This is a genomic window from Cetobacterium sp. 2G large, assembly GCF_014250655.1.
In the GTDB taxonomy this organism is placed as follows: domain Bacteria; phylum Fusobacteriota; class Fusobacteriia; order Fusobacteriales; family Fusobacteriaceae; genus Cetobacterium_A; species Cetobacterium_A somerae.
In genome coordinates, this window is the sequence record NZ_JACHTH010000005.1 from 1,355,415 (window position 1) to 1,382,051 (window position 26,637).

25 protein-coding genes and 1 riboswitch are annotated in these 26,637 nt (G+C 28.7%); of the genes, 8 read left to right on the forward strand and 17 right to left on the reverse strand.

What is annotated here, in order from left to right; all coding sequences use genetic code 11:
* Nucleotides 1-54: 54 nt before the first annotated feature.
* The 5 genes from H5J23_RS09260 to H5J23_RS09280 all read right to left on the reverse strand — a co-directional run bounded on the left by H5J23_RS09260 (nucleotide 55) and on the right by H5J23_RS09280 (nucleotide 5,553).
* On the reverse strand, nucleotides 55-729 hold the full coding sequence (locus tag H5J23_RS09260) for a tRNA1(Val) (adenine(37)-N6)-methyltransferase (RefSeq protein WP_185891858.1): 675 nt from the start codon (nucleotides 727-729) through the stop codon (nucleotides 55-57).
* Between the two features lie 9 nt (nucleotides 730-738).
* A complete protein-coding gene (locus H5J23_RS09265) occupies nucleotides 739-1,722 on the reverse strand; it encodes a stage 0 sporulation family protein (RefSeq protein WP_185891860.1) in 984 nt (327 codons plus the stop codon).
* Nucleotides 1,723-1,790: 68 nt separating this feature from the next.
* On the reverse strand, nucleotides 1,791-2,741 hold the full coding sequence (locus H5J23_RS09270) for a TIM barrel protein (protein ID WP_185891862.1): 951 nt from the start codon (nucleotides 2,739-2,741) through the stop codon (nucleotides 1,791-1,793).
* Nucleotides 2,728-3,588 carry an ABC transporter substrate-binding protein gene (locus tag H5J23_RS09275; RefSeq protein ID WP_023050994.1) on the reverse strand — a complete coding sequence of 287 codons (861 nt, stop codon included), beginning with the start codon at nucleotides 3,586-3,588 and terminating at the stop codon, nucleotides 2,728-2,730. Before H5J23_RS09275 ends, H5J23_RS09270 begins: the two co-directional genes overlap by 14 nt.
* An 87-nt stretch (nucleotides 3,589-3,675) precedes the next feature.
* Nucleotides 3,676-5,553, reverse strand: coding sequence for a TonB-dependent receptor (locus tag H5J23_RS09280; RefSeq protein WP_023050995.1), 1,878 nt, complete (start codon nucleotides 5,551-5,553; stop codon nucleotides 3,676-3,678).
* A 25-nt stretch (nucleotides 5,554-5,578) separates the two neighbouring features.
* Nucleotides 5,579-5,748, reverse strand: a riboswitch (cobalamin riboswitch).
* A gap of 120 nt (nucleotides 5,749-5,868) precedes the next feature.
* On the opposite strand from H5J23_RS09280, the gene H5J23_RS09285 reads away from it, so the two are divergent.
* A complete protein-coding gene (locus H5J23_RS09285; protein WP_023050996.1) occupies nucleotides 5,869-6,345 on the forward strand; it encodes a methylated-DNA--[protein]-cysteine S-methyltransferase in 477 nt (158 codons plus the stop codon).
* Between the two features lie 14 nt (nucleotides 6,346-6,359).
* Here H5J23_RS09285 and putP read toward each other — a convergent pair whose 3' ends face one another.
* The 4 genes from putP to H5J23_RS09305 all read right to left on the reverse strand — a co-directional run bounded on the left by putP (nucleotide 6,360) and on the right by H5J23_RS09305 (nucleotide 9,650).
* Nucleotides 6,360-7,793 (reverse strand): sodium/proline symporter PutP, encoded by a 1,434-nt coding sequence (gene putP / locus H5J23_RS09290; RefSeq protein ID WP_185891863.1) that lies wholly within the window; start codon nucleotides 7,791-7,793, stop codon nucleotides 6,360-6,362.
* Between the two features lie 322 nt (nucleotides 7,794-8,115).
* Nucleotides 8,116-8,409 (reverse strand): rhodanese-like domain-containing protein, encoded by a 294-nt coding sequence (locus H5J23_RS09295; protein WP_023050998.1) that lies wholly within the window; start codon nucleotides 8,407-8,409, stop codon nucleotides 8,116-8,118.
* 9 nt (nucleotides 8,410-8,418) lie between these two features.
* The gene (locus tag H5J23_RS09300; protein WP_023050999.1) at nucleotides 8,419-8,922 is read right to left on the reverse strand and encodes a flavodoxin; all 504 of its coding nucleotides are present in this window, start codon (nucleotides 8,920-8,922) and stop codon (nucleotides 8,419-8,421) included.
* Between the two features lie 2 nt (nucleotides 8,923-8,924).
* Nucleotides 8,925-9,650 (reverse strand): ThiF family adenylyltransferase, encoded by a 726-nt coding sequence (locus H5J23_RS09305; protein ID WP_023051000.1) that lies wholly within the window; start codon nucleotides 9,648-9,650, stop codon nucleotides 8,925-8,927.
* 167 nt (nucleotides 9,651-9,817) lie between these two features.
* Here H5J23_RS09305 and htpG point away from each other — a divergent pair, with 167 nt between their 5' ends.
* Both htpG and H5J23_RS09315 read left to right on the forward strand, forming a co-directional pair.
* Complete coding sequence (gene htpG / locus H5J23_RS09310; RefSeq protein ID WP_185891865.1) at nucleotides 9,818-11,635, forward strand: molecular chaperone HtpG; 1,818 nt, start codon at nucleotides 9,818-9,820, stop codon at nucleotides 11,633-11,635.
* Nucleotides 11,636-11,725: 90 nt separating this feature from the next.
* On the forward strand, nucleotides 11,726-12,943 hold the full coding sequence (locus H5J23_RS09315; RefSeq protein ID WP_221892802.1) for an IS256 family transposase: 1,218 nt from the start codon (nucleotides 11,726-11,728) through the stop codon (nucleotides 12,941-12,943).
* Between the two features lie 211 nt (nucleotides 12,944-13,154).
* Here the strand turns inward: H5J23_RS09315 and H5J23_RS09320 are convergent, their stop codons facing one another.
* Genes H5J23_RS09320 through H5J23_RS09330 form a run of 3 tightly spaced genes read right to left on the reverse strand, consistent with a single transcriptional unit; the run spans nucleotide 13,155 to nucleotide 18,288 of the window.
* Nucleotides 13,155-15,041 (reverse strand): fructose-1,6-bisphosphatase, encoded by a 1,887-nt coding sequence (locus H5J23_RS09320; RefSeq protein WP_185891867.1) that lies wholly within the window; start codon nucleotides 15,039-15,041, stop codon nucleotides 13,155-13,157.
* A 1-nt stretch (nucleotide 15,042) separates the two neighbouring features.
* Complete coding sequence (gene ppdK, locus H5J23_RS09325; RefSeq protein WP_185891869.1) at nucleotides 15,043-17,613, reverse strand: pyruvate, phosphate dikinase; 2,571 nt, start codon at nucleotides 17,611-17,613, stop codon at nucleotides 15,043-15,045.
* 39 nt (nucleotides 17,614-17,652) lie between these two features.
* Nucleotides 17,653-18,288, reverse strand: a complete 636-nt coding sequence (locus tag H5J23_RS09330; RefSeq protein WP_185891871.1) for a helix-turn-helix transcriptional regulator — start codon at nucleotides 18,286-18,288, stop codon at nucleotides 17,653-17,655.
* Between the two features lie 206 nt (nucleotides 18,289-18,494).
* On the opposite strand from H5J23_RS09330, the gene H5J23_RS09335 reads away from it, so the two are divergent.
* From H5J23_RS09335 to H5J23_RS09350, 4 genes are read left to right on the forward strand one after another with little or no spacing between them, the layout of a single operon-like run.
* Complete coding sequence (locus tag H5J23_RS09335) at nucleotides 18,495-19,616, forward strand: aminotransferase class I/II-fold pyridoxal phosphate-dependent enzyme (protein WP_185891873.1); 1,122 nt, start codon at nucleotides 18,495-18,497, stop codon at nucleotides 19,614-19,616.
* Nucleotides 19,594-20,199 (forward strand): pimeloyl-ACP methyl esterase BioG family protein, encoded by a 606-nt coding sequence (locus H5J23_RS09340; protein ID WP_185891875.1) that lies wholly within the window; start codon nucleotides 19,594-19,596, stop codon nucleotides 20,197-20,199. The genes H5J23_RS09335 and H5J23_RS09340 overlap by 23 nt, the downstream gene beginning before the upstream one ends.
* On the forward strand, nucleotides 20,177-20,845 hold the full coding sequence (locus tag H5J23_RS09345; protein ID WP_051364169.1) for a methyltransferase domain-containing protein: 669 nt from the start codon (nucleotides 20,177-20,179) through the stop codon (nucleotides 20,843-20,845). Before H5J23_RS09340 ends, H5J23_RS09345 begins: the two co-directional genes overlap by 23 nt.
* Nucleotides 20,846-20,863: 18 nt before the next feature.
* Nucleotides 20,864-21,973 (forward strand): alanine--glyoxylate aminotransferase family protein, encoded by a 1,110-nt coding sequence (locus H5J23_RS09350; protein ID WP_040407399.1) that lies wholly within the window; start codon nucleotides 20,864-20,866, stop codon nucleotides 21,971-21,973.
* 30 nt (nucleotides 21,974-22,003) lie between these two features.
* On the opposite strand, the gene recR is transcribed toward H5J23_RS09350, so the two are convergent.
* From recR to accD, 5 genes are read right to left on the reverse strand one after another with little or no spacing between them, the layout of a single operon-like run.
* Entirely contained in the window at nucleotides 22,004-22,597 is a 594-nt protein-coding gene (recR, locus tag H5J23_RS09355) for a recombination mediator RecR (RefSeq protein WP_023051010.1), read from the reverse strand.
* Between the two features lie 12 nt (nucleotides 22,598-22,609).
* Entirely contained in the window at nucleotides 22,610-22,930 is a 321-nt protein-coding gene (locus H5J23_RS09360; protein WP_023051011.1) for a DUF496 family protein, read from the reverse strand.
* A gap of 14 nt (nucleotides 22,931-22,944) precedes the next feature.
* Nucleotides 22,945-23,910 (reverse strand): 6-phosphofructokinase, encoded by a 966-nt coding sequence (pfkA, locus tag H5J23_RS09365; protein WP_023051012.1) that lies wholly within the window; start codon nucleotides 23,908-23,910, stop codon nucleotides 22,945-22,947.
* Nucleotides 23,911-23,943: 33 nt separating this feature from the next.
* Nucleotides 23,944-24,894 (reverse strand): acetyl-CoA carboxylase carboxyltransferase subunit alpha, encoded by a 951-nt coding sequence (locus tag H5J23_RS09370; protein ID WP_023051013.1) that lies wholly within the window; start codon nucleotides 24,892-24,894, stop codon nucleotides 23,944-23,946.
* A gap of 26 nt (nucleotides 24,895-24,920) precedes the next feature.
* Nucleotides 24,921-25,805 (reverse strand): acetyl-CoA carboxylase, carboxyltransferase subunit beta, encoded by an 885-nt coding sequence (gene accD / locus H5J23_RS09375; protein WP_023051014.1) that lies wholly within the window; start codon nucleotides 25,803-25,805, stop codon nucleotides 24,921-24,923.
* Nucleotides 25,806-25,934: 129 nt separating this feature from the next.
* Between accD and H5J23_RS09380 the strand changes: the two genes are divergently transcribed.
* The gene (locus tag H5J23_RS09380) at nucleotides 25,935-26,615 is read left to right on the forward strand and encodes a chorismate mutase (protein WP_185891877.1); all 681 of its coding nucleotides are present in this window, start codon (nucleotides 25,935-25,937) and stop codon (nucleotides 26,613-26,615) included.
* Nucleotides 26,616-26,637: the final 22 nt, after the last annotated feature.

The following is a 26,637-nucleotide window of genomic DNA, read 5'->3' on the forward strand; positions in this document are numbered from 1 at the left end:
TTATGACACCTCCATTAAAATAGGGAGAGGTAACTCCTCTCCCTTAAAGTATCTCTAGTTATCGTTTAAAAAAATTGGAGTTTCAATTTTTAATATGTTTTTTCTCCCTTTGCTAGCTTCAATTAAAACAATACTTGAATCTTTATCTTTTGAATAATGAACAAATTTAACTCTTTTAACTGAAAATCCATTTTTTATAAGCTCTTCTGAAATTTCTAAAAATCTATAGCTTTTATGTACCATGAAAAGCTCACCTCTTGGTTTTAATAACCTTTTAGCGTTTGCTATAAACTCCTTCAAGTTAAGCTTTATTTCATGTCTTGCTATACTTTTTATATCTTTGTCATTAATTTCTTTTCCATCCAAAACCATATATGGTGGATTTGAAATTATATAATCATATGTATTTCCTTCTTGGATATTTTTTATATCCATATTAACAACTTCTATTCTATCCTCTAATCCATTTCTTTTAACATTTCTAATTGCTAAATCTGCAATCTCTTTTTGAATCTCTACCGCTTTTATTTTAGATATTTTATCTTTAGCACATAACAATACTGGAATTATACCATTCCCTGTTCCAATTTCTAATATTTTAGAATTTTTCTTTCCATTGAAAAAATTAGCTAATAAAACCGCATCAGTTCCAAATCTAAATCCTTCTTTTTTTTGAATTAAAGTGTACCCTTCATAAATATTAGCTATATCTTCATTTTCAAAAATCATTTTCTTTTATTACTCCTTTTCTAAAACCTTATGCTGCAGCTCTTCTGTTGATAAAACATTCTGTAATTTCTTTGCTTCTTTTTTATTAAATTTTATCTCATCAATAAGAACCTTCATAATTCCTTTTCCTTCAACATCTACATATAAAAATCCATTTAATGGACTTATACTTGTTACTTTTCCCTCTCCTTTTTGAGTTTTAACAAACTGATTTACAGCAGGATAAACTCTTAAAGCCTCTTCATATTGCTTATATTCATAATTTATACAGCAAAGTAACCTTCCACATACACCTGATATTTTAGTAGGATTTATTACTAGCCCCTGATCTCTAGCCATTTTTATTGATACTGAATCAAATTTATTTATAAATGTTCTACAACATAACTCTTTTCCACACACACCAATATTTCCAAGTATTCTTGCTTCATCTCTAACACCAATCTGTCTTAACTCTATTCTTAGTTTAAATATATTTGCAAGATCTTTTACTAAATCTCTAAAGTCAATTCTTCCCTCTGCTGTGAAATAAAATATTAACTTTGTTTTGTCAAATGTATATTCTGTCTCTATTAATTTCATAGGTAACTTATGATGATTAATTCTTTCTTTACAAACTTTAAACGCTTCTCTAGCTTCTTGACGAAGAACTTCATACTTTTGAATCTCTTCTTCACTAGCTTTTTTTATTACAGGTTTAAGTGGTAATACTAACACTCTTTCAGGAAGTTGCATTGGCCCACCATAAACAACACCAATCTCCTTACCTCTAATAGTATCTACTATTACTTTATCTCCTTTTTTATACTCTACTTCATCTACTATTTCAAAGCTATATCTTTTTTTTGTTGTTTCAAACATTACTCCTAATATATTATATAACTTATTAGGATCTGATACTACTTCCTCTTGAGTTTCCTCTTTTATATTCTCATTCTCTTTTATTGCTTTTTCATCTATATTTTTATCTATATCTAAATTTCCTTGTGTCATCTGTCCTCCCGCGAAAATCTTAACATTCTATAATATAAAGTATATCATATTTTTTATCTTTTAAGAATTTATTTTATATAATTTAATTGTTCTCTAACGACCTCTTCTAAATAATCTAAGGACTGAAAATTTAGCTCTAAATTTATGTATTTTAAATTGGGTAAGTCATTTAATATTAATTTTAAATTCCCTCTATAAATCTTATGTGGATCAAGATTTTTCATGTGTTCCCATTCAATTTTAAATTTTCCATTTCTATCTTCACTTAACCATTCTTTTATTTCGTTAGAAAAATCTTTTTCAAAATAATTTTTAAATTCTATTCCATTTATATGAACACCATATATAAATTTATTTAGTTCTTTTAATTCTTTTATTTTATTCAAAATATATTGATCTGCTTCTTGAAAACTCTTTATATTTTTTTCTGTGCATATTATATGAGATAAGTCTAATAAAAACCCTTTTTTTTCATACTTTACTCTTTCAAAAAAATATTTTGTTAATTCGTAGTCTTTTAAAGTTAATCCTGGCCATGGTAAATTTTCAAAAAGTAGTAAAGGTCCATCTCCTTTAAAAACTTCATTCACGATTTTCAAAGTTTCATCTAATACCTCTATAGATGTATAATCAAAGTTACATGTAAATATATCTTTAGGTCTTACGTGTGAAACATGAAAAACTAAATACTTTGCTTTAATTTTTTTAGCATCTTCAAATTGTTTTTTAAAAGTTTCTAACAAAATCTCTTTTTTAAAAGAACGATAATAATTTAATATCCCTTCATCATCATAAAAATCTTCTCTTACCTTTTCCATATCCTCTCTCCAAAACTCTAGCCAAGTCGGATAATATAATAGATGAACTCCTTTTACAGGATACTTTTCATAACTTTCTAAAGGTAAATGATCCCCAATTATTGTTTCTATACCTGTTATACCTTCGTTTTTTAATTTTTCATATATTTTTAAAAATTTTTCTTCCTCTCCATTTTTAGGAATAAAACTAAAACTTATCATTGGAAAGCACTTCCTTCATCTGTTTTAAAGATTTTAAAACTCTTGTTGATGGTCTATTAATCCCTTCGTCTACAAAATACACTTTTCCAGTTTTTATAGCATCAAGCTCTCGCCATTCTGGTCTAGTCTTTATATCCTCTATAATCTCTTTTCTATCCTCACCTACAAATATAAATTCAGGATTCTCTTCAATAATAGATTCTAAAGTCGGCGAAATCCATCCCTCTTGATTTTCAAATATATTTTTTCCACCAGCATTTTCTATAACATCATTTAAAAATGTTTTTCCTCCTGTTGTATATATAGGATTATTTAAAATTTCAAAGTATACTCGCTTTTGCCTTTCTTTTTGTGATTTTAACTTTTCTAATTCTTCAGCATAATTATTTTTTAAATTATCACTCTTTTTTCTCTCATTTAAAAGATTTCCAATTTCATCTATAGATTTTTTAACTTCTTCTAATGAATTTGGAGTTTTCATTACATAAATAGGAATTCCAACCTCATCAAAAATATTTAAGCTCTCTTTTCCTTTAGATAGATTGTGTTGGGATGTTATAACTAAATCTGGCATCAGTTCCATTATTTTTTCTTCATTCAATCTATCTGTATTTAAAATTCCTTTACCTTCTAATTCTTTAGATATTTTTTCAGAATATATATCTACTCCAGCTAAAATATTAACTAATCCCATATCTACTATTATCTCTGTATTTGATGGAACTGTTGAAATTATTCTCTCTACTTTTTCAGGAATTTCAACTTTACGACCAATTCCATCTACTAATATTCTTGAATATCCAATTGAAAATACAAATATATTTAACATAAATACCTTTTTTAACACTCGCCCACCTCTTCTATAAAAATATATTTTAATTATAACACATATGTAAAAAATGCTCTTCTCATATCTTGAAAAGAGCATTTTTTATTAAAAACTATATTTAAATCCAATATAATAATTTCTTTCTGGTGCAGGGTAGTAATTACGAGTTTTACTATAACTACTATATCCTACATAATCATAATATTTTTCATTAAATAAATTATTAATTCCAGCATTTATAACTAATCCATCTTGAAAATCATATACAAAAGTTAATCCACTTAATAAATAGCTATCTATTTTCTCTCTTTCATTGGCTTCATCATTACTATCGTAAGATTTTCCATAGTATTCCCAAGAGTTATTCATACTTAATTTTTCATTAAATTTATAATTAAAGTTTAATACTCCCTTTATATTAGGAATTCCAGGAATATCTTTCCCTTCTTTAAACTCTGTTTTCATATAAGTTATTGATTCCGATATTGTCAATTTATCAAAATAGTGTTCTAAAGAAAACTCTATTCCTTTTCTCTTACTTGTTCCATCTAAATTTCTATTTTTATTAAATTCATCGTTTTTATTTACTCCATAGAAAATTTCATTTTCTGTTTCTATATAGAATACTGATGTTGAGATATATGTATTCCCTACAAAATCCTTTACTCCAATTTCATAAGTTTCTGTTTTTTGAGGATTAAATTCTCCTGCCCAAGCATTTATTTCATCTGTATTAGGTGCTCTAAATCCTTTGGTATAACTTACATATGTAGATCCCGAATCAGAATATAAATAGCTTCCTGTCAGTTCTATTGCATCTTCTTTAAACTTTCTTGTTACAAATCTATCTCCCTTGTATTCAATATTTTGTCTTCTGTATCCTTGAGTAAATCTAAACTTCTCTATTGTAGAACTATTTATTATAAATCCACCTAAAGAGTTTTTTTCAGATTTTCCATTTCCATAAGCAAAATCTCTTGTCTCTCCCTGATAAATGTCTCCACCAAATACAACATAATTCTCATCTAAATATGAATATTTAAGTTGTGGCTTTAAATATTTAACTTCTGTCTTGTAATTACTTCCATTTGAAGAGTAGTTTTCATGAGCATATCTTCCTAATAGTTTAAATTCTAAATCAGAATTTATATTATATAAGTAATCTCCTACAAAATTATTTTTCTCTGTTTTTCCATCAATTCTCCAAGCATTTGGATTAGATTGTGTTCTGTCTTCATTAACTTCATCTTTAGTCAATGCTCCCGGAGCTTTAAAATCATTTTTAGAATAATTATATTTAAATTTTAACTCTCCATCATTAAGTTTATATCTACTTCTAAATCCAAAACTTTGTAAATCATCTTTAGAATAATCCCTATATCCATCTTTTTCTTTTTTCAAATAATCTACTTCAACTAAAAGCTTTTCTCCTATTTTAGTTCCATATGTAATTTGCTGTTTTTTTAATCCATAAGATCCTATTTCACTATTTAAGCTTCCATAATTTTTTTTATTTTCAGGTGCTTTTGTCACTATATTTATTGTTCCTCCAACTGCTCCATCTCCGTATAAAACTGAGCCTCCAGAAGGTATTACTTCAATTCTCTCTATATTATCTACTGGAATATTGCTTGTTTGATATCCTGATAAATCAATCGAATTAATTGGCGCTCCATCAACTAATACTATAACATTTGACTTTGCTGTAGGCCCTTGACCTCTTATATCAAAAGCGGCATCTGCTCCACCCATCTCTTTTACAATAACACTTGATACTAATTTTAAAGCTTCTGCTACTGTTTTCGCTCCCCTTTGCGTTATCTCTTCTCCTGTTAATACAGTTATATTTTTAGGTATATCTGCTATTGTTGTCTCTGTATTTTCACTCGTTATAACACTTTCTTCTAATTTCACAACCTTGTCTTGTCCCATTGATAAACTAGATGCAAGAATCAGTCCTGCAATATAAAATCTTTTTTTCATTTAATTTAATCCTCCCATTCTGTCACTCGCAGTTTATTTTTATGGCAGGTATCCTGACTCAACTTCATCCTCCAATAGCCCTTCCCAGTTTCCCAGTGGTTTATCTATTTTTGTCCATTTTACAGTGGCGTGACCGTTTAAGCTTTTCACTTAATTCCCTTTTAATTTATAAAAACCATAACGTCTTATTATACTATAATCACTTCATTTTTAAAAGTTTTAAACAATAAGTGAACAAAATATATTTTAAATTAACCTTGATTTATTTATATTTTTTAAGTACAATTTAGATAAAAAATTTTTTAAGGAGAGTTTATGAAAAATATTATCCCAGGTTATTTTTATATTTTTGACACTCCATTTGGTTTACTTAAAATTGAAGAATTAAATAATGAAATTATTAAAATTGAACTTAACAAACCTACTTCAAATAGAACTTTTAAGCTTACAAAACTTTTAGAAGAATCCTTTAAAGAGATTGATGAATTTCTAAAAGGCAAGAGAAAAAAATTTACATTTAAAATAAATCCTATTGGAACAGAGTTTCAAAAATCTGTTTGGAAAGCATTGCTTAATATTCCTTATGGAGAAGTTAAAACTTATAAAGATATTGCAATTGCTATTGGCAATCCTAAGGCATGTAGAGCCGTTGGATTAGCAAACAATAAAAATCCCATCCCCATAGTTATTCCTTGTCATAGAGTAATTGGTTCCAATGGTAAACTAACTGGATATGCCTATGGATTATCTATAAAATCCCATTTACTTAATTTAGAAAAAGGTGCAAAATAATTTCGCACCTTTTTTTAGGCTTCAACTACATTTTTAAAAACTACTTTCTCTACTATGTAAACTGTTATTAGATTAGTAAAAAATCCTGGTAATAACTCATACATATAACTATCTAATCCTAAAACTTTCCACATTAAAAATACAAACATTCCTACTAAAATCCCTGATAAAACACTTTTGCTATTTACATTTTTAAAATAAAGTACCGATATTATTGCTGGTCCAAATATTGTCCCAAAACCTCCCCAAGCATAAGCTACCAATGATAGTACTTTAGCATTTTGATTTAATGCAAATAGTAATGCTAATAAAGCTATTACAACAACACATAGTCTTCCAACCCACATTATCTCTTTGTCAGAAACATCTTTTTTCATATATTTATAAAAGTCTTCTGTTAAAGTAGTTGATGAAACTAACAATTGTGAATCTATCGTTGACATTATTGCTGATAATATTGCAGCTAATAAAATTCCTGCTACCCAAGGATTAAACAACTCTTTTATCATATAGATAAATATTTTTTCTGCATCTCCTCCTAACTCTGCAACATTTTTAAAAAGTGGTATTCCTAAAAGTCCAATTGCTATTGCTCCAATTAAAGAGATAATTACCCATATCATAGCTATTCTTCTAGATTTTTTTAATTCTTTTACATCACTTATACTCATAAATCTAACTAAAATATGAGGTTGTCCAAAATATCCTAGTCCCCAAGCTAAAGAAGACAATATTCCTAATATTCCTATATTCTCTCCATTTTGTTTAAATATATTAAATGAAATTCCTTTCAACTCAATTCCTTGTCTAACTGTCTCAATATCTCCAATTTTATAATATGCTGCTAACGGAACCGCTATTATAGCTAAAAACATTAGCCCTCCTTGAAAAAAATCTGTCCAACACGAAGCTAAATATCCACCCATAAATGTATACACGACTATTGTTACTGTACCAATTATTACTGCAACTTTGTAATCAATTCCAAGTATTGATTCAAATAGTTTTCCTGCTGCTACTAGTCCAGATGATGAATAAATTGTAAAGAAAAATAGTGTTCCTAAAGCTAGAACTTTTCTTATTGTTCCTTTATCATCTTTTAATTTTTTTTCTAAAAATGTTGGTAAAGTTAAGGTATCTTCTATTTCAGTTTCAACTCTAAGTTTTGGAGCTATAAATTTCCAATTTAAATATGTTCCCACGGTTAAACCTATTACAACCCAAATTTGTCCAAATCCTGAAAGATATACTGCTCCTGGTAATCCCATTAATAACCATCCACTCATATCACTAGCTTGTGCTGATAGCGCAGTTACCCAACTTCCTACTCCTCTACCTCCTATTAAGTAATCCTCAGAACTGGAGGTTTTTCCATAAAAATAAACTCCTACTCCTATTAAAAATAATAAATATGCTCCAAATGTAATAAATGTTTCTACTCCTATCATTTTATACTCCTCCCAAATTTTTAATAAAAATAAAAAAGGGTCACTCAAGTACAGTTTTGTACCTAAGTGACCCTCATCAAAAGAATCCTATTAAAAATAATCTTTTATTAAAAGTTATTTCCCCTTAGATACAGATCCAAAATCGTAACACAAAATGGATCTGTATCTAAACATAAACTAATGCTTAAAACACAAATCCCTATCTAGGGGGGATGGGTTGTCTATTTACACTATTTGAAATAACTTGATCTTTTCTCATTAGAACTCTCCTTTAATTTTTTATTTTCATTATGGTAACATATGAAAATAATTTTGTCAATTTTTATTTCCAAGTTAATATTCCCTCTTGAGAATTAAAAACTTTTGTGAATCCCTCTTCTAATAAAATTAAAGCTGCTGTTTTAGAACGAACTCCGCTTCTACAAAAAGTTATATACGTCTTACTTTTATCTAGCTCAATAACTCTTTCTTCTAATTCATGTAGTGGAACATTTAAACTATCTTCAACTGATTCTTCCCAGTATTCATCTTCTGTTCGTACATCTAAAAGTACTGTATTCTCCTGTGTTAGCAGTTCTTTTACTTCAATTTTATTTAATGTTTGATATTTTTTCATAATTGTTCCTTAATTAAATAGAGGTTTAATCTCTTCTATCCACGCTTTGATTCTATCAGGTGTTTCATTATCTTGATTACTTTCATCTAAAGCAAGACCAATAAATTTATCATCCACAACTGATTCAGTTTCTTCATAACTATATCCTTCTGTTGAAGTAAATCCTACCACTTTAGCACCTTTAGCTATAACTGCATCATATAATTTTCTCATTGCTCCAACGTATGACTCACCGAATGCAAATTGATTTCCTACACCTACGATTCCTACTACCTTATTAGTAAAATCTAAACTTTTTAATTTATCATACACATTTTCCCAATCTTTTTGTAGCTCTCCAACTCCATAAGTTGGTGAAACTAAAATTAGATTTTCAACATTCTCCATCTCATCAATTCCATTTGCTACATCAAAAACCTCGTATTCCTCTCCTCTTAAGTAAAACTCTATTTCATCAACTATTCCAGCTGTTATTCCTGATGTTGTTCCATAAAAAATTCCTATTTTTTTCATAATTAATTTCCTCCTAAATTTTTCAAACCAGTTATATCTTTTATAACCTCACTTGCAATTATAAGACCTGCTACAGATGGGACAAAAGATATACTTCCTACGTTATTTTGCTTCTCTCTATTATTCTCTAAATTCTTCGGTTTCATTGGTAGCTCTTTTGAAAATAGTACCTTTACCTTTTGAATTCTTCTCTTTTTTAATTCTGCTCTCATAACTTTTGCTAATGGGCAAACAGATGTTTTTGATATATCTGTAATCTCTAACATTGTTGGATTTATTTTATTTCCTGTTCCCATTGATGATATAATTGGAATTTTTAATTCCTTTGCTATAGTTATTAAATCTAATTTTGCTGTAACTATATCTATCGCATCAACAATATAAGTATATTTTTTATTTTCTGAAAAGAATATTTCTCTTTTGTCTTTAAAAAATTTCTCTTTATAGGCGTTTATCTTTATATTTGGATTTATTGATAAAGCTCTTTCTTTTATAATTTCAACTTTGTCTTTACCAACAGTATCTTGAGTAGCGATTATTTGTCTGTTAAGATTTGTTATATCAACTGTATCAAAATCAACAACTGTCAACTCCCCAACACCAGCTCTAACTAAAGCTTCTACTACAAATCCACCTACTCCTCCCACTCCAAATACAAGCACATGGGAACTGTTTAACTTATTTAAGTTTTCTGTACCTATCAACAACTCTGTTCTTTGAAAAATCATCTATTTACCAACCTTTTTATATTCTTTACTAATTACATAAAGATTATATACTAAACAACTATAAAATACAAGTTTTTCTTTATAAACTCTTGACATTTTTTCTAAATTTATGATATATATTTTATTAGCCACGTTATATGTGGAGTGCTATTTTTAAGGAGGATACAATGAAAAAAGAAACAAAAGTATTTCAAGCTGAAACTAAAGAACTTTTAAACCTTATGGTACACTCTATTTACACTCATAAGGAAATTTTTTTAAGGGAACTTATCTCAAATGCTAGTGATGCCACTGATAAATTAAAATTCAAGGCTCTTACAGATACTCATATCTTAGATTCTTCTGAAGAACTTTGTATAACTATTACTCCTAATGAAGAATTAAGAACTCTAACTATTACTGATCATGGAATAGGTATGACTTTTGAGGAAGTTGTAGAAAATATCGGTACTATTGCTAAATCTGGATCAAAAGCATTTTTATCTTCACTAGAAGAAGCTAAGAAAAATAATGATTTAAATATAATCGGGCAATTTGGAGTTGGTTTTTACTCTGCATTTATGGTTGCTGACAAGATCATTTTAGAAACTAAATCACCATATTCTGATAAAGGAGTTAGATGGACATCTACAGGTGAAGGAAGTTATGAAATTGAAGAGATTGATAAGACAGAAAGAGGAACTTCAATTACTTTATATTTAAAAGACAATGATGAAGATAAAGAATTTTTAAATGAATATAAAATCAAAGGCCTTATAAAAAAATATTCTGATTATGTTAAATATCCAATAATGTTAAAAGATGAAAGAATTAATTCAACTAAACCTATTTGGAAAACACCTAAAGATGAATTAAAAGATGAAGATTATAATGAATTTTATAAATCTACTTATCACGATTGGCAAGACCCTCTTTTACATTTTAACTTTAATGTTCAAGGAAATTTAGAGTATAATGCTATCTTATTTATACCACAAGTTCCTCCATACGATCTTTATACAAGAGAATACAAGAGAGGACTTCAGCTATATACTAAAAATGTTTTTATAATGGATAAATGTGAAGAACTAATTCCTCAATATTTTAATTTTATAAAAGGATTAGTTGATACAGATGATTTATCTCTTAACATATCAAGAGAAATTTTACAAAAAACTCAGCAATTAAAGGCTATATCTAAAAATTTAGAGAAAAAAATTATAAGCGAATTTGAAAAATTAATGGCTAATGACAGAAATAAATATATAAAATTCTGGGAAGTTTTTGGAAGACATATTAAATTTGGTGTTCATGAAAACTTTGGGTTAAATAAAGATAAATTAGAAAATCTTCTTCTTTTCAAAAGTTCTAAGAATTTAGATTATACATCTCTTAAAGAGTATGTAGACAGAATGAAAGATGACCAAAAGGAAATTTATTATGCAGTTGGTGAAAATCTAGATATTCTTCAAAAAATGCCTAAGGTTTTAAACGTTATCAATAAAGGTTTTGAAGTTTTATATCTTACAGAGGGTGCTGATGAGTTTGCTTTAAAAACTATGAACACTTTCAAAGAAAAGACATTTAAATCAGTTACTGAGGTAACTTTTGAAACTGAAGAAGAAAAAGAAGAAATTAAAAAACTTTCTGAAATAAATAAATCTCTTCTTGATAAAATAAAAGAAACATTAAAAGAAAAAGTTGTTGAAATCAAATTAAATCCTGAACTTGGAGATAGTTCTGTTTCTTTATCATCTAAAGGTGAAGTCTCTTTAGAAATGGAAAAACTTTTATCTCAAATTCCAGGTAATGAAGGTGTAAAAGCTGAAAAGGTTCTAGAAATAAATCCAAATCATCCACTATTCAACAAACTACAAAACGCTTCAGAAGCTGAACTAAAAGATTTATCAGATATTCTTTACAATCAAGGATTATTAATAGAAGGATTTGCTCTTGAAAATCCATTAGACTTTGTTACAAAATTGAATAATATTCTAAGCAAATAAAATAAGGGGTCTAATTAAATATTTGTGTAAACCTTCAAGTTGGGGTAATATTAAATTATCTAACTTGGAGGTTTTTTTATGAGAAGAAATATGTCTGAAGAAGAAAAGCAAAAAAGAATTAAAGTGAGAGAATTTTTGAAACAAAATCCTATCTCTAGTCCTGATGATCTTAATACTTTTTTTAAAGATATGATGAAGGTTATGATAGAAGAGTTTTATCAAGGAGAGCTAGAAGAGGAGTTAGGATATACTAAGTATGACTATCGAAATAAAGATTCTAACAACTCAAGAAATGGCTATAGCTCTAAGAAACTTAAAAGTAGCGCTGGTGAAATTGAGGTTAATGTTCCCCGTGATAGAAATGGCGAATACGAACCTCAAGTTGTCAAAAAACATCAAAATACAATTGGGCAAGACTTAGAAGCTAAAATAATTTCTATGTATGCTAAAGGAATGACAACTAGTGATATTGAGTCACATATCGAAGAAATCTATGGTTATCAAGTTTCGGATAGTTCTATTACTAGAATTACTGATAAGATCCTTCCTCTTGTTAAAGAATGGCAAACTCGTCCCTTAGAGGCAGTTTATCCAATTGTTTTTATGGATGCTATCCACTATCATGTAAGAAGTGAAGGACAAATTGTAAAAAAAGCTGTATACATAGCTATTGGAATTAGTTCATCTGGAGAGAAAGATGTTATTGGAATGTGGGTTGGAGAAAATGAATCTGCTAAGTTTTGGCTTAGTAAACTGAATGAACTTAAATCAAGAGGAGTTGAAGATATATTAATTGCTTGTGTTGATGGACTTATAGGGTTTGCCAATGCTATAGAAGCTGTCTATCCTCAAACTCAAATTCAGCAATGCATAATTCATCAGATAAGAAGTTCTACACAATTTGTATCATATAAAGATATAAAGGCTTTAATCGCTGATCTAAAGCTAGTGTATAAAGCGACTACAGAAGAGAGCGCGCTATTAAACTTAGAGTTATTCGACGAAAAATGGGGTAAAAAATATCCAAAGATTGCAATATCTTGGAAAAATAACTGGTCTAGATTATCAACATATTTTAAATATCCTCAAGAAATAAGAACCTTAATTTATACTACAAATACAATCGAAGGATACAATAGGCAGCTAAGAAAAGTCACAAAAAACAAGTCAGTTTTCCCAACAGATGATAGTTTACTAAAGATGCTTTACTTAGCAACACAAGACATTACTAAAAAATGGACAAGCCGTCAAAGAGATTGGGGGCAAATGATTTCACAATTTCAAATATATTTTGAAGGAAGAATTTAAAATTAAGCGTATGAATTTATAAAATTAATAAAGTGGAAAATTCGTCCACTTTGTTAAAGTTACACTAAAATATGTAAAAATGGATATTTAAAAAGGGATGACTTTAAAAAAAATCATCCCTAAAAAATATAAAATATTACTCTAATTTTTTAGAATTTACACAAAATTTGAAGAAGACTCAAAATAAGGAAGGGACTATCCCTTCCTTATTTTATACACTTTTTATTATTCCCATTTTATAGCAGTATAATAACTTTTTTAACTCTTTAACTTGGCTCTCTAAATCTTTTCCTATATCTGTATCTCTTACTTTTAATCTTTCTTTTTTACTATCTACAATCTCAGTTGTAGATTGAAAATCTAAACATTTTTCCACAGAATCTCCAATATTTTCAAATGGTTTATGACAAACTAATCTCTTTCCATGAGAATTGAATATTAGAGTATATCCTGCTATTCCTGTTGTAGATTGATAAGCTTTTGAAAATCCACCATCTATAAGAATTAATTTCCCTTGAGCTCTTATTGGTGTTTCACCTTTTCTTACCTTTACTGGAACATGGCCATTTATTATATGAGAATATTCATCTAGTATTCCAAACTCTTTTAATATTCTATCAGCAACCTCTTTGTTTTCAGAAAATTCATAATAATAATCATAATTCTCCTTATGACTCTCTTTATCTGAGAAAAAATATCTTTCAAAAGTTCTCATTTTATCTTTTCCAAAAAGTGGTGAATCTTTCCCACACCAAAGATACCATATAAAATCTTTACCTTGAATACTTTTTTCATCATAGTATCCCTCTCTACAAAGTTGATCACATCTTTCAAATAATCTTTTTCCTGAATATTTTTTTCCAAAAATATCTACCTCTCTAAATCCACCTTTTTCATCTAACGGCATACATCCATGAAATAATAGATTTGAGTTCTTTTTTAAATATACGCTTCCTTTTTCCAATAAAAACTTTATATGCTCTTGAAGTTTTTCACTATTTTTAAAACTTCTCATTAATCCCTCTACTACCTCTTTTTCTCTTTCATTTAAACTATAAAGATTATCTCTATCTAATGTTAAATATGAGTTATCTAAATTATGAAGTAGAAGTCTATCCTCCATATTAAATGTTGAATTTCTTTTTATTACTTCTCCCTCTAACTTAAATTGAATAATTGAGATAGCTTTATGCATTTTAGAAAGCAACTCTTCATCACTACTCTTATCTTTTGTTTTTGGTTTAAACTCACTACATAAATCATCACCATAAAACTCCATAGCTAAGGTTGCCAAAGGTAATAGATTTATTCCATATCCATCTTCTAATATCTCTCTATTAGAGTATCTCAAGCATATTCTAATAGCATTTGCTATACAAGCTCCATGCCCACAAGCTGCACCTACCCATAATATGTCATGATTTCCCCATTGAATATCCACATTATGGTATTTCATAAGTTTATCCACTATTTTATGTGGATATGGTCCTCTATCATAAATATCCCCCACTATATGTAATGTATCTACAACTAATCTTTGAATAAGCATGCTTACATTTATTATAAACTCCTTACCTCTTCCAATATCTATTATCGTATTTATAATACCTTCTATGTAATCCTTTTTATTTTGCTCTTCAGCACGCTCGTATAAAAGTTCTTGAATGATGTAGGAAAATTCTTTTGTCATAGCCTTTCCTACTTTTGATCTTGTATACTTAGAGGAAACTACTTTTAAAACTTCTAATATTCTTGGTATAGTTTTTTTATACCACTCTTCCATATCTATGCCTATAGATTGAATAAGTTCTATTTTTTCTTTAGGATAGTATATTACCGTTGCCAATTGATTTTTTTCCTTTTCAGGTAAATTTATAAATATATTTTCTATTTTTTCTTTTATTACACCTGAACAATTTTTTAAAACATGATTAAAAGCTTCATATTCCCCATGTATGTCACTTATAAAATGTTCCGTCCCCTTTGGTAAAGATAAAATTGCTTCTAAATTTATTATTTCTGTGGCTGTTTCAGCAATTGTTGGAAAATTTTTAGCTAAAAGTTTCAAGTATTTTAATTCTTCCTCTTTTATATTCATATCAACTCATCCTTTTTAGTATGGCACTTTGTGCTGATGCAACTATTGCAATTGGAACTCTAAACGGTGAACAACTAACATAATTGAATCCTAACTCATTGAAATACTCAATACTCTTAGGATCTCCCCCGTGCTCTCCACAAACTCCTATTTTTATATTTGGTTTTACGCTTTGACCTAACTCTTTAGCTAAAACTATTAATTTACCAACTCCACGTGTATCTATTGATTGAAATGGATCTCTTTTCATTATATTCTTAGCTTTGTAATGATCTATAAACTTTATAGAGTCATCTCTTGATATTCCATATGTTGTTTGAGTTAAATCATTCGTTCCAAATGAGAAAAATGCGCTTTCTTCAGCAATTTCATTAGCTATTAAACAAGCTCTTGGTAGTTCCATCATAGTACCTAATTTATAATCTATCTTCTCATTTTTTTCATTAAAAACTTTTTCAATCTCTTTTAAAATTCCATCTTTTATATATTTAAACTCACTAATACCTCCAATAAAAGGTATCATTATCTCTATTTCACAACTCCCGCCCTCTCCTTTACACTCAATAGCTGACTCTATTATAGCTCTTGCTTGCATCTCATATATCTCAGGGAAAGTAATTGCTAATCTACATCCTCTATGTCCTAACATTGGATTTTCTTCTTTTAACTCTTTTATTCTACTTTCAATCTCTTTCGGACATTTTTCTAATAACACTGCTAGTTTTTGTATATCTTTCTCTGTTTTAGGTAAAAACTCATGAAATGGAGGATCTAAAAGTCTCACATTCATAGGTAAGCCACCCAATTTATGGAGCATCTTTTTAAAATCTATTTTTTGAAGCTCTAAAAGTTTTTCTAAAGCTTTATCTCTATCATCTTTTGTATTAGCAATTATCATCTCTCTAACACTCCATATTTTTTCATCTTCAAAAAACATATGTTCTGTTCTACAAAGTCCTATTCCTTCAGCCCCAAAACCTTTTCCAACTATTACATCTGTTGGAGTATCTGCATTCATTCTAACTTCTAAAGTCTTAATCTCTTTACACCATTCTAAAAACTCTTTTAACTCTTCACTAAGCTCTCCCATTTTTAGTTTTATGGCACCTTTATAAATATCTCCATTATATCCATTTATAGATATAATCTCTCCTTCTTGAACTCTCTCTCCATTTATAGTAAAGAACTCTTCGCTAGAATCTATTTTTATCTCTTCACATCCTGTTACACAACATTTTCCCATTCCTCTAGCTACTACAGCTCCGTGAGATGTTGCTCCTCCTTTAACAGTTACGATTCCTTTAGCTAAACTCATGCCTTTGATATCTTCCGGGGAAGTTTCCACTCTTACTAAAATTACAGATTCTCCTTCTTTTATTTTGTCTGTGGAAAGAACTACTTTTCCCACAGCTACTCCCGCTGAACCTGGTAATCCTTTCCCTAGAAACTTTTTTCCAACTATATCAGCCTCCTCAAATGTCCCATTGAAAACTTGAGGTAATAATTCTGTATCTACCATTAATATAGCTTTTTCTTTAGTTATAATATTTTCATTTACCATATCTACAGCTATTTTTATAGATGCATTTGGACTTCTTTTTCCATTTCTTGTTTGAAGTATAAATAATTTTCCATCCTCTATGGTAAATTCAATATCTTGCATATCTCCATAATGCTTTTCCAATGATTTTGCAATACTTAAAAATTCTTCATAAATATTTGGAAGTTGGTTTTTCATTGTTTCAATAGAGTGTGGTGTTCTTATTCCTGCTACAATATCTTCTCCTTGAGCTTCTAATAAATATTCTCCAAATAATTCATTTTCTCCTGTTGATGGATTTCTTGTAAAAGCTACTCCTGTTCCTGATAGCTCATTAAAATTACCAAATACCATTTCTTGAACTACAACAGCTGTCCCCATACTTTCATCTATATTATTTAGTTGTCTATATATTTTTGCTCTTTCATTATTCCAAGATTTAAAGATAGATTCAATTGCCATTAAAATTTGTTCCTCTGGATTCTCTGGGAAAAACTCACCTGTTTCAATCCAGTATAACCCTTTAAAAGTTTCAATTATTTCCTTGTAAGTTTTCTCTTTAGAATAATCTTTAATTTTTACAAACTTTTCTCTTGAAACTCCTTTTACAATTTCTGCGAACATCTCTATAAATCTCAAATATATTTCATATACAAATTTTTCATTTTTAGTTTTCTCAATTAATTTTTGAACTGTATTATCATTTAATCCTAAATTAAGAATAGTATCCATCATTCCTGGCATAGATACCGGTGCACCTGATCTCACTGAAACTAGTAAAGGATTTTCTCCCTCAAACTCCTTACCTGTTTCTATTTCTAATTTTTTTATTCCCTCTTTTATATCTTTTATCATATTTTCTGATAAACAATTCTCATTCTTAAAATAATTTTTACAAGCTACTGTTGTTGCTATTAACCCATTTGGAATAGGCAGTCCTATCTTTTTCATTTCTACTAGGTTGGCTCCCTTTCCACCTAATATCATTTTTTCTAAACCATACCCTTCATTAAATAAGTAAATATTTTTCATTTTCTCTCTCCTGAACTTTCTAATTTATTTTAATTAAAACTATTCACTTTTTTCTTTGTTCTTATTTTCTAATATATCAAGTAGTAATTTACTCACATTTGTTTTAGTAAATCTCCCAACTACTTTATATATATCCTTTCCATTCTTCTCTGTTATTCTAACAACAGGTACTGAGTCTATCTGATGTTCAATTATTTTTTTCACACAGTCCTCTATTGTCTCATCCTCTGTAGAAAATACTATGTTAGGCATTCTTGTCATTATAAGATTTATTGGTATTTGCTCGATATCTCTTTTCCCAATAGCGATTCTAAGCAAATCTTTTCTTGAAACAATACCTGAAAGATTCCCATCCTTTGTTATAAATATTGTTCCTATATCTTTTTCAAACATAAGAAGTACTGTTTTGTAAACTGAATAGCTTTCATCTATAGTTATTGGTATTCCCATTATATGTTTTACTAGTGTTTTATTATTTGATTCTACAAAAGCTTCATTATAGGTATATCCTACTTTTTGCTTTGATTTTATTATTGACATTTTCTTTAAAATTGAAAAATCTGTTCTCAGAGCTGATCTAGTAATATATATCATTTTAGCTATTTCATCTCCTGTTATAGGCCCATTTTTTTTAATTATCTCTACAATCTCTCTTTGTCTTTCCGTTAACTGCATATTAACTCCTTTTTTTAAGTGCGCACTTTATTTTTAAAAATAACTTTGTTTTATTAGAATAATGTTACCACCTAAATATAAAAAATGCAACATTTATTAAAAAGTGCACATTTAATTTTGAAGTATATATTTACATCTAATATTTATTCCTTCTTTCTAATGGCTTTTTTTTATCTTTTTAGGTATAATATTTTTGGTGATTAACTATGTTAAAAGAAAAAATAAAAAAAGAGTTAGAAAATTTTAAAGATGAAAATCGTTTTAGAAAATTAACTATACTAAATCAAGATTTTTTAAATCTTTCATCTAATGATTATATGGGATTTGGCAATAACGCACTTTTAATTGAAGAGTTTTATAAAAAATATCCAAATCTAGCACTTTCTTCTAGTTCTTCTAGACTAATTAGCGGATCATATTCTTTAGTTATGAAATTAGAAGAGCTAGCTGAAAATATATATAAAAAACCTGTCCTATTTTTTAATAGTGGCTTCGATTGCAACTGTTGTGTTATAGAAACCTTTTGTGATGAAAAAACTTTAGTCATAAGTGACAAGTTAAATCATGCAAGTATTCACGATGGCATCTTACACAGCAAAGCAACTTTATTAAGATACAAACATCTTGATCTTAGCCATCTAAAAATACTTTTAAAAAAAAATAAAGATAAATTTGAAAATATTTTTGTTATTTCAGAAACTATCTATAGTATGGATGGAGATTGTGTCCATTTAGAAGAGCTTATCAGCTTAAAAAAAGAGTTCAATTTTTCATTAGTTATTGATGAAGCTCACTCTTTTGGTGTTTACTCTTACGGAATGGCTCATAGTAAAAAGTTAGTTGAACATATTGACTTTCTTACAATTCCTCTTGGAAAAGGTGGAGGATCAACTGGGTCATATCTAATCTGTAATCAACTATACAAAGATTACATCATTAATAAAGGAAGAAAATTTATTTACACCACAGCTCTTCCTCCTATTAATATAGCTTGGAATATATTTATTTTAGAAAAAATGGAATTATTTAAAGATAAACGTCAATATCTTATTGAATTACAAGAATTAGCTCACTCTCTAATAAAAAAATATAATATGAACACTTTATCTACAACACACATTATATCTATAATTATTGGAGATAACGAAAGATTGGATAAGATTACTAACTATTTAAAAGAAAAGAAATATTTTGTTTATGGAGTAAAAGAACCTACAGTTCCTAAGGGAACATCTAGAATTAGAATCGGCTTATCTCCTAGTTTATCAAAAAATAATATAATTGATTTTTTTCAGGAGTTAAATTATGCACTTAATACTTTTTTTTAACGGATGGGGAATGGATAGTAACATTGTAGAAAATCTTATTTATGATGACTGCTTTGAAGTTCATTGTCTTAATTATCCCTATATTGTTAATAATCTCGATTTCTCTAAATATAAAAAAATTTATGTTATTGGTTGGTCCTTTGGTGTTTACTATGCTTCTAAATTTTTATTAGAAAATAAGGAGTTAAACTGTTCATCCATAGCCATAAACGGTGTCCCATATATTATTGGTAAATATGGGATATCTTCAAAAATGTTTAGATTTACTCTAGAAACTCTTTCATTAGATAATTTAAAAAAATTCTATACTAATATGGAACTTCCTTTAGAGTATTTTTGTAAAACTCCAAATTTAAACAAATTAAAAACAGAGTTAGAAAATATTCTTTATAATTCTCCTAATAACCATTATACTTTTGATAAAGTTTTTCTTGGAGAACATGATCGAATCATTCCTTACTCAAAACAATTAAAGTTTTACGAAAAAGAGGCTAGTACTATCATTACCCTTCAATGTAGTCACTATCCTTTTAATGTTATAAAAAGTTGGAGGGATATCATTGGTAAAGAAAATGAATTTTGATAAGCAATTTAAAAATTATGACCAAAATGCAGTTACTCAAAAAAAAGTAGCTAAAAAACTTTTAACATTTATTGATAAATCCAAAAAATATGATACTATTTTAGAGTTAGGATGTGGTACAGGAATTTTTACTAAAACTCTCTGTGAAAATTTAAATTTCACTCATTTGGATTTAAATGATATTTTTAATACTCAAGATTTTTTTTCAAATATATCATACAGAGATTTTTTTGTTGAAAATATGGAAACACTAACAATAAAAAATTATTCTTTAATTGTTTCTAGTTCAGCTTTTCAATGGGTTGAAAACTTAGAAAATCTCATTTATAAAACTTCTAAAAATACTTCACATTTAGTTTTCTCTATATATTCAAAGGGAAATTTAGTTGAAATTTTTAATCATTTTGGAGTATCTTTAGATTATAAAAGTACCGAAGAGATTTATCAAATTTTAAAAAAATACTATACTTTTGTTGAATTTCAAGAGGATGAGTTCACTCTAGAGTTTTCTACTCCTCTAAAAGCTTTAAAACATTTAAAAGAGACTGGAGTAACTGGCTTTTCAAGCTCTAACTATTCTTTAACAAAAAGTTTTAAATCTACAGTATTAACATATAAAGTAAGTTATTTTTCTTGTAAAAATTAAAATCAAGGAGGATTTAAAATGTTATTTTACAGACCTAACTACCTAATGATGACCGCTGGGCCTACTACCGTTTCAGGTAATACTTTACATGCAAGAAGTAAGGTATTCGGAAACCCCGATCTTGATCCCGACTTCCTAAGTTATTATAAATTTGTTTGTCATAGACTTAGAAATTTTATTGGATCAGATCATTCTAAAATTCTTATAATGAGTGGAGAAGGAATGCTTGGTTTAGATTCAGCTTGTGCTTCTCTTACTGAAAAAGGAGATAGAGCTCTTGTTATCTCTAATGGTTTCTTTGGAGAAGGTTTCAAAGAACTTATTGAGCCTTATGGTGGGGAAGTTACTGTATTTGAATCAAGCTGGAAGAAATCAATTGATTTGGAAAATCTTAAAGATTTTCTAGAAAAAGATTCTGATTTTAAATATGCTACGGTAATACATTGTGATACTCCTAGTGGACTTCTTAACGATATTGGCCCTGTATGTCAACTTCTAAAATCTAAAGGTATTCTAACTGTAGTTGATACAGTTGCAGCTCTTGGAGGAGTTGACTTTAGAATGGATGAATGGAATGTTGATATTATGTTGTCTGCATCTCAAAAAGTTTTTTCAGCTGCCCCAGGTCTTACTATAGTCGCTGTTAGTAATGATGCTTGGCATGCAATGGAAAATAGAACAACTCCTATTCCATCTTTTTATTGTAATTTATTACACTGGAAAAATATAGAGGAAAAGAAATCTTTTCCATACACTATGCCAGCTAGTGACATTATCAGTTTAGGAACTGCTATTGATAATCTACTATCTGAAACTTTATTTAGAGTATTTGATAGACACGAGGAAATGAGAGATCTTTGTATTGAAAGACTTAAAGAACTTGGGTGTTCTCTATATTTAGAATCTAACTTCTCACCTACAGTTACAGCTTTTTATCCTCCTGAAGGAATAAGAGCAGAAGATTTACTAGTTCATCTAAGAACCAAATATAATATTCTACTTTCTGGATCTTATGGTCCTCTAGCTGGAAAGGTTATTAGAATTGGACATATGGGAGAAAATGCTCGTGAAGACAGAGTTAGATTTACTCTTGATTGTCTAGAAAAAGCTATCATAGATTTAAAATAAATAAAAAAAGTCGGATTAATCCGACTTTTTTTATATCTCTTGTCTTCCATCTAAAGCTCTTGATATAGTTGCTACATCAGCAAACTCTATATTTCCACCCATTGGAATTCCACTAGCTATTTTTGTTACTTTTACATCAAATGTCTTTAAAAGTTTTGTCAAATATAAAGCTGTTGTCTCTCCCTCTAAATCTGGATTTAAAGCAAGAATAACTTCTTTTATATCCTCTTTTGCCACTCTTTCTAACAATGATTTTAAATTTAGTTTATCTGGAGTCATACCATTTAATGGATCTATTTTACCATTTAAAACATGATAACTTCCTTTATATCTCTTTGTTTTTTCTAAAGGAATTATATCTCTACTATCCTCTACAACACAGATAATATTCTTATCTCTAAATTCATCTCTACATATATCACATATATCATTTTCACTAAAATTACCACAAATTGAACATTTTTTTACAGTTTCTTTTACATCTTTTAAAGCTTTTGAAAATCTTTCAACTTCTTGATCCGACATCTCTAAAACATGAAATGCCAATCTCACTGCACTTTTTCTTCCAATTCCAGGTAATCTATTAAATTCATCTATCAATATCTCTAATGACTTAGTTGCCATTTAAACTCCTTATTACTTTTTTTCTACTGGAGCTTTTTGAGCTAATGTTCTTGTAATCTCTTTTATGCTTTTAGAAATTTCTCTTCTTTCTTTTCCTAACTCAGCATTTTTGATTATATAGTCATCAACTCTATCCTCATAGTCACCTTTCATGTTTTCAATTATGTCAATAATCTCAGCATAAGTCATTCCAGGCTTTAGATACTCCTTTAAGTTTGTTAAAAGATCAACTCTTTTTCTGTTGTCTCTTATTTTTCTATCATTATCTTCAATTTCTCTTTTAATCTTATTTTTTCTTCTTTCTTTTCTAACAACGTCTAAAACTGTAATCATATTCTCATCAGCTCCTATTTACAAAGTGTTAATGCTAATTCATAATCTTTTCTAATATCATATTTTCTTTTACCTTCCCAAGCAAATGAAATTGGATGAGTTACTAATTCATTACTTTCAATTCCTACCATAACTCCACCTTCTCCTGCTTCAAGAAGCTCAACTGCTTTTGCTCCCATTTTAGTTGCTAAAACTCTATCAAATCCAGATGGAGTTCCACCTCTTTGAACGTGAGCTAAAACTACACTTCTTACCTCTGTTGTTACTTTCTCTTTTAGTTGCTTTTCAATTTCAAAAACACTTCCAACACCTTCAGCTACTAAAACTATATCGTGTAGCTTCCCTTGTCTTCTTCTCTCTTTAATTTGATAAGCTAACATCTCAATTGGTTCCTCTATTTCAGGAATTAAAACTCCATCTCCTCCTCCAGCTAATGTGGCATGAAGAGCTAAATCTCCTGCATGTCTTCCCATTACTTCCATTAAGATTGTTCTTTCATGTGAAGTTGCTGTATCTCTTAATTTTGACATAGCATCTAATATTGTATTTAAACATGTGTCAAAACCTATTGTATAGTCTGTTCCTATTATATCATTGTCTATTGTTCCAGGTAATCCTACAACCTTAAATCCGTGCTCTTTAGATAATAAATCAGCACCTCTATAAGATCCATCTCCTCCTACAACTACGATACCTTCAATTCCTCTTTTCTTTAAATTCTCAGCAGCTATTGCTCTGAATTTTGGATCTTTAAACTCTAAACATCTAGCTGTTAAAAGAACTGTTCCACCTCTATCAATAATTCCAGATACATGGCTTCCATTCATTTGGAATATCTCATCGTGAACCATTCCTAAATATCCTCTTCTTACTCCGTATACTTCCATCCCTTTTGCTAAGGCTACTTTAGCTACCGCTCTTACTGCAGCGTTCATTCCAGGAGCGTCTCCTCCACTTGTTAAAACAGCTATTTTTTTCATAAGCTTAACACCTCCGACACTTTCTATTAAAATTTAGATTGTTTTCTCTGTAAAACTTCCCATTTTTCTAAACTTATTATATCTATTTTTTAGTAAAGTATCTACATCTAATTTAGATAACTCTAAAAGTGATGATAAAATAACACTTTTTAGATCATTTGCTGCACACTTATAATCTCTATGAGCTCCTCCTAGAGGTTCCTTAACTATACCGTCAATTATACCTAAACTTTGTAAACTATGACCTGATATTTTTAAGTTATTTGCTGCTTCTGGGGCTTTAGAAGAATCTTTATAAAGAATTGCCGCACATCCTTCTGGAGATATTACAGAATAAACTGAATTTTCTAACATATAAACTTTATCTGCTACTCCTAATGCCAAAGCTCCTCCAGATCCTCCTTCACCTATTACAACAGAAATTATTGGCACTTTTAAGCCTGCCATTTCCAATAAATTTCTAGCAATAGCTTCTCCTTGTCCATGTTTTTCTGCTTCTATCCCAGGGTATGCCCCTGCTGTATCTATTAAGTTTACTATAGGAATCGAAAATCTTTCAGCCATTTTAAATAATCTCAGGGCTTTTCTATACCCTTCAGGACTTGCCATTCCAAAATTTCTAAAGATATTCTCTTCAATAGTTCTTCCTTTTTGGTGTCCAACAATCATAACTTTTTTTCCATCTATTTTGCAAAGACCACCAACTATTGCAGCATCATCTTTACATAACCTATCTCCGTGGAGCTCTATAAAATCTGTTGTCATATTTTCTATATAGTCTAATGTATATGGTCTTTCTGGATGACGAGCTATAGCTACTCTATCCCAATCTGTTAAGTCTTCATAAGCGGCTTTTAAGTATTCATCTCTTTGTTTTGAAAGTTTTTCTATCTCTAAACTTAAATCTATATTTTTTTCTTTTGAAAAATTTTTAAGCTCTACTATTTTAGTTTCTAAATCTAAAATTTCACTATTAAATTTCATGTCACTCTCCTGTAAATAAACGATTTCTAGATTATATTATCTAAAACTTTATGAAGAGTTCTCTTCATATCCTCTCTTTTTGTTATAACATCAACCATTCCACACTCTTGTAAAAATTCACTTCTTTGGAATCCATTTGGCAATTTTTGCTTTATTGTTTGCTCAATTACTCTTTGTCCCGCAAACCCTATTAAAGCATCTGGCTCTGTCATAATTATATCTCCTAACATTGCAAAAGAAGCTGTTACTCCTCCTGTTGTTGGATTTACTGGAATAGAAATAAATGGAACCCCCACTTCTCTTAATTTTTCTAGTGCTGCTGAAGTTTTTGCCATTTGCATAAGTGAAAGTATTCCTTCATGCATTCTAGCTCCTCCAGATGAAGATACCACAACTACCGGAACTTTAAACTTTATTCCTCTTTCTATTGCTCTTGTTATTTTCTCTCCCACAACAGATCCCATACTTCCACCTAAAAAATCAAAGTCCATAACCGCTATACTTACTTTTATTCCAAAAATATCTCCAATTCCTGCTACAACACCTTCTAACATTCCTGTTTTTTCTACTGCTGCTTCATATTTTTCAGTATACCCTGGAAAATCTAATGGGTTTTCTGAAGTTAAATTTTTATCCATCTCTTGGAAAGTTCCCTCATCTATTAAAAGAGCAATTCTCTCCTTAGCACTCATTGAGAAATAATAATCACAATGTGGACATTTTTGTAAATTTTGTTCAATATCATTTTTATAAACAATCTCATGACACTCTGGACATTTTTCCCAAAGTCCTGTTATTTTTGTTTTCTTTATTATTTTTTCCTCTTTTTCTTCAACTTTTTTATTTTCTGATTTATTTTCTTTAACAGTTAAAGTCGCATACTTTTTTTTATTCAAAGAAAAAAACTTCATATTTTCCTCCTGAAACTTCTATTTATTTTTAAACATTTCAATATCTCATTCTATAAGATTTTTCATTATATTTCAATAATTATTTGATTTTGACACCTTTATATTATAGAATATGTATTGATAATGTTCATGAAATGGGTGATTAAAATTACACGTGATATTAATAAATTAAGAGAAGAAATAGACAAAATAGATAAAAAAATTGTAGAGTTAATTCTGAACAGAATGAATATTGTTCACCAAGTTGGTGTAACAAAATCAAAAGACAACAGCCGTATATATGTTCCAGAAAGAGAGGTTGCTATTTATAAAAAATTAAGTGACTTTTCAGGACTTGAAGCTGATGAAATCCAAAGTTTTTATACTGAAATTATATCTTTTTGCCGAAAACTTGAAGGCATACTAAATGTAGGTATAAAATACAACGCTTTATCTTTAGTTGGAGTAAAAAAAATTTTGGGAGAATATGTTAATCCTGTTGTTATTCGTCAGTTTGAAGAACTGAATTTAGATTCTGTTAAATACATTTTAACTCCACTTTCTAAAGAAATTATAGATTTTATAGAAAAAAATAACTGGTACCTTATTAATAAAGTTAATTTAAATGAAGAGGTTTTATATTTATTTTCCTCTTACAATAACTCTATTTTTAAAGATAATGATGTTACTTATATTTTACATAATGGTATAATTTCTAAAGAGTATATAAAAGTTGATTCAAATCTTTTTATAAATTTAATTCCATTTAAAAACTTAAAAGATTTTGAAAATTTAAATATTAAAATCTTAGGTACTATACCTAGCATATAATTTATTTTTAAAGGGGGGAGTT

Coding starts and splice junctions, on each gene's coding strand:
- H5J23_RS09260 (WP_185891858.1), bottom strand. CDS start 729: ATGATTTTTGAAAATGAAGATATAGCTAATATTTATGAAGGGTACACT.
- H5J23_RS09265 (WP_185891860.1), bottom strand. CDS start 1,722: ATGACACAAGGAAATTTAGATATAGATAAAAATATAGATGAAAAAGCA.
- H5J23_RS09270 (WP_185891862.1), bottom strand. CDS start 2,741: ATGATAAGTTTTAGTTTTATTCCTAAAAATGGAGAGGAAGAAAAATTT.
- H5J23_RS09280 (WP_023050995.1), bottom strand. CDS start 5,553: ATGAAAAAAAGATTTTATATTGCAGGACTGATTCTTGCATCTAGTTTA.
- H5J23_RS09285 (WP_023050996.1), top strand. CDS start 5,869: ATGAAAAATATTATCCCAGGTTATTTTTATATTTTTGACACTCCATTT.
- putP (WP_185891863.1), bottom strand. CDS start 7,793: ATGATAGGAGTAGAAACATTTATTACATTTGGAGCATATTTATTATTT.
- H5J23_RS09295 (WP_023050998.1), bottom strand. CDS start 8,409: ATGAAAAAATATCAAACATTAAATAAAATTGAAGTAAAAGAACTGCTA.
- H5J23_RS09300 (WP_023050999.1), bottom strand. CDS start 8,922: ATGAAAAAAATAGGAATTTTTTATGGAACAACATCAGGAATAACAGCT.
- H5J23_RS09305 (WP_023051000.1), bottom strand. CDS start 9,650: ATGATTTTTCAAAGAACAGAGTTGTTGATAGGTACAGAAAACTTAAAT.
- htpG (WP_185891865.1), top strand. CDS start 9,818: ATGAAAAAAGAAACAAAAGTATTTCAAGCTGAAACTAAAGAACTTTTA.
- H5J23_RS09315 (WP_221892802.1), top strand. CDS start 11,726: ATGTCTGAAGAAGAAAAGCAAAAAAGAATTAAAGTGAGAGAATTTTTG.
- H5J23_RS09320 (WP_185891867.1), bottom strand. CDS start 15,041: ATGAATATAAAAGAGGAAGAATTAAAATACTTGAAACTTTTAGCTAAA.
- ppdK (WP_185891869.1), bottom strand. CDS start 17,613: ATGAAAAATATTTACTTATTTAATGAAGGGTATGGTTTAGAAAAAATG.
- H5J23_RS09330 (WP_185891871.1), bottom strand. CDS start 18,288: ATGCAGTTAACGGAAAGACAAAGAGAGATTGTAGAGATAATTAAAAAA.
- H5J23_RS09335 (WP_185891873.1), top strand. CDS start 18,495: ATGTTAAAAGAAAAAATAAAAAAAGAGTTAGAAAATTTTAAAGATGAA.
- H5J23_RS09340 (WP_185891875.1), top strand. CDS start 19,594: ATGCACTTAATACTTTTTTTTAACGGATGGGGAATGGATAGTAACATT.
- H5J23_RS09350 (WP_040407399.1), top strand. CDS start 20,864: ATGTTATTTTACAGACCTAACTACCTAATGATGACCGCTGGGCCTACT.
- recR (WP_023051010.1), bottom strand. CDS start 22,597: ATGGCAACTAAGTCATTAGAGATATTGATAGATGAATTTAATAGATTA.
- H5J23_RS09360 (WP_023051011.1), bottom strand. CDS start 22,930: ATGATTACAGTTTTAGACGTTGTTAGAAAAGAAAGAAGAAAAAATAAG.
- pfkA (WP_023051012.1), bottom strand. CDS start 23,910: ATGAAAAAAATAGCTGTTTTAACAAGTGGAGGAGACGCTCCTGGAATG.
- H5J23_RS09370 (WP_023051013.1), bottom strand. CDS start 24,894: ATGAAATTTAATAGTGAAATTTTAGATTTAGAAACTAAAATAGTAGAG.
- accD (WP_023051014.1), bottom strand. CDS start 25,805: ATGAAGTTTTTTTCTTTGAATAAAAAAAAGTATGCGACTTTAACTGTT.
- H5J23_RS09380 (WP_185891877.1), top strand. CDS start 25,935: ATGAAATGGGTGATTAAAATTACACGTGATATTAATAAATTAAGAGAA.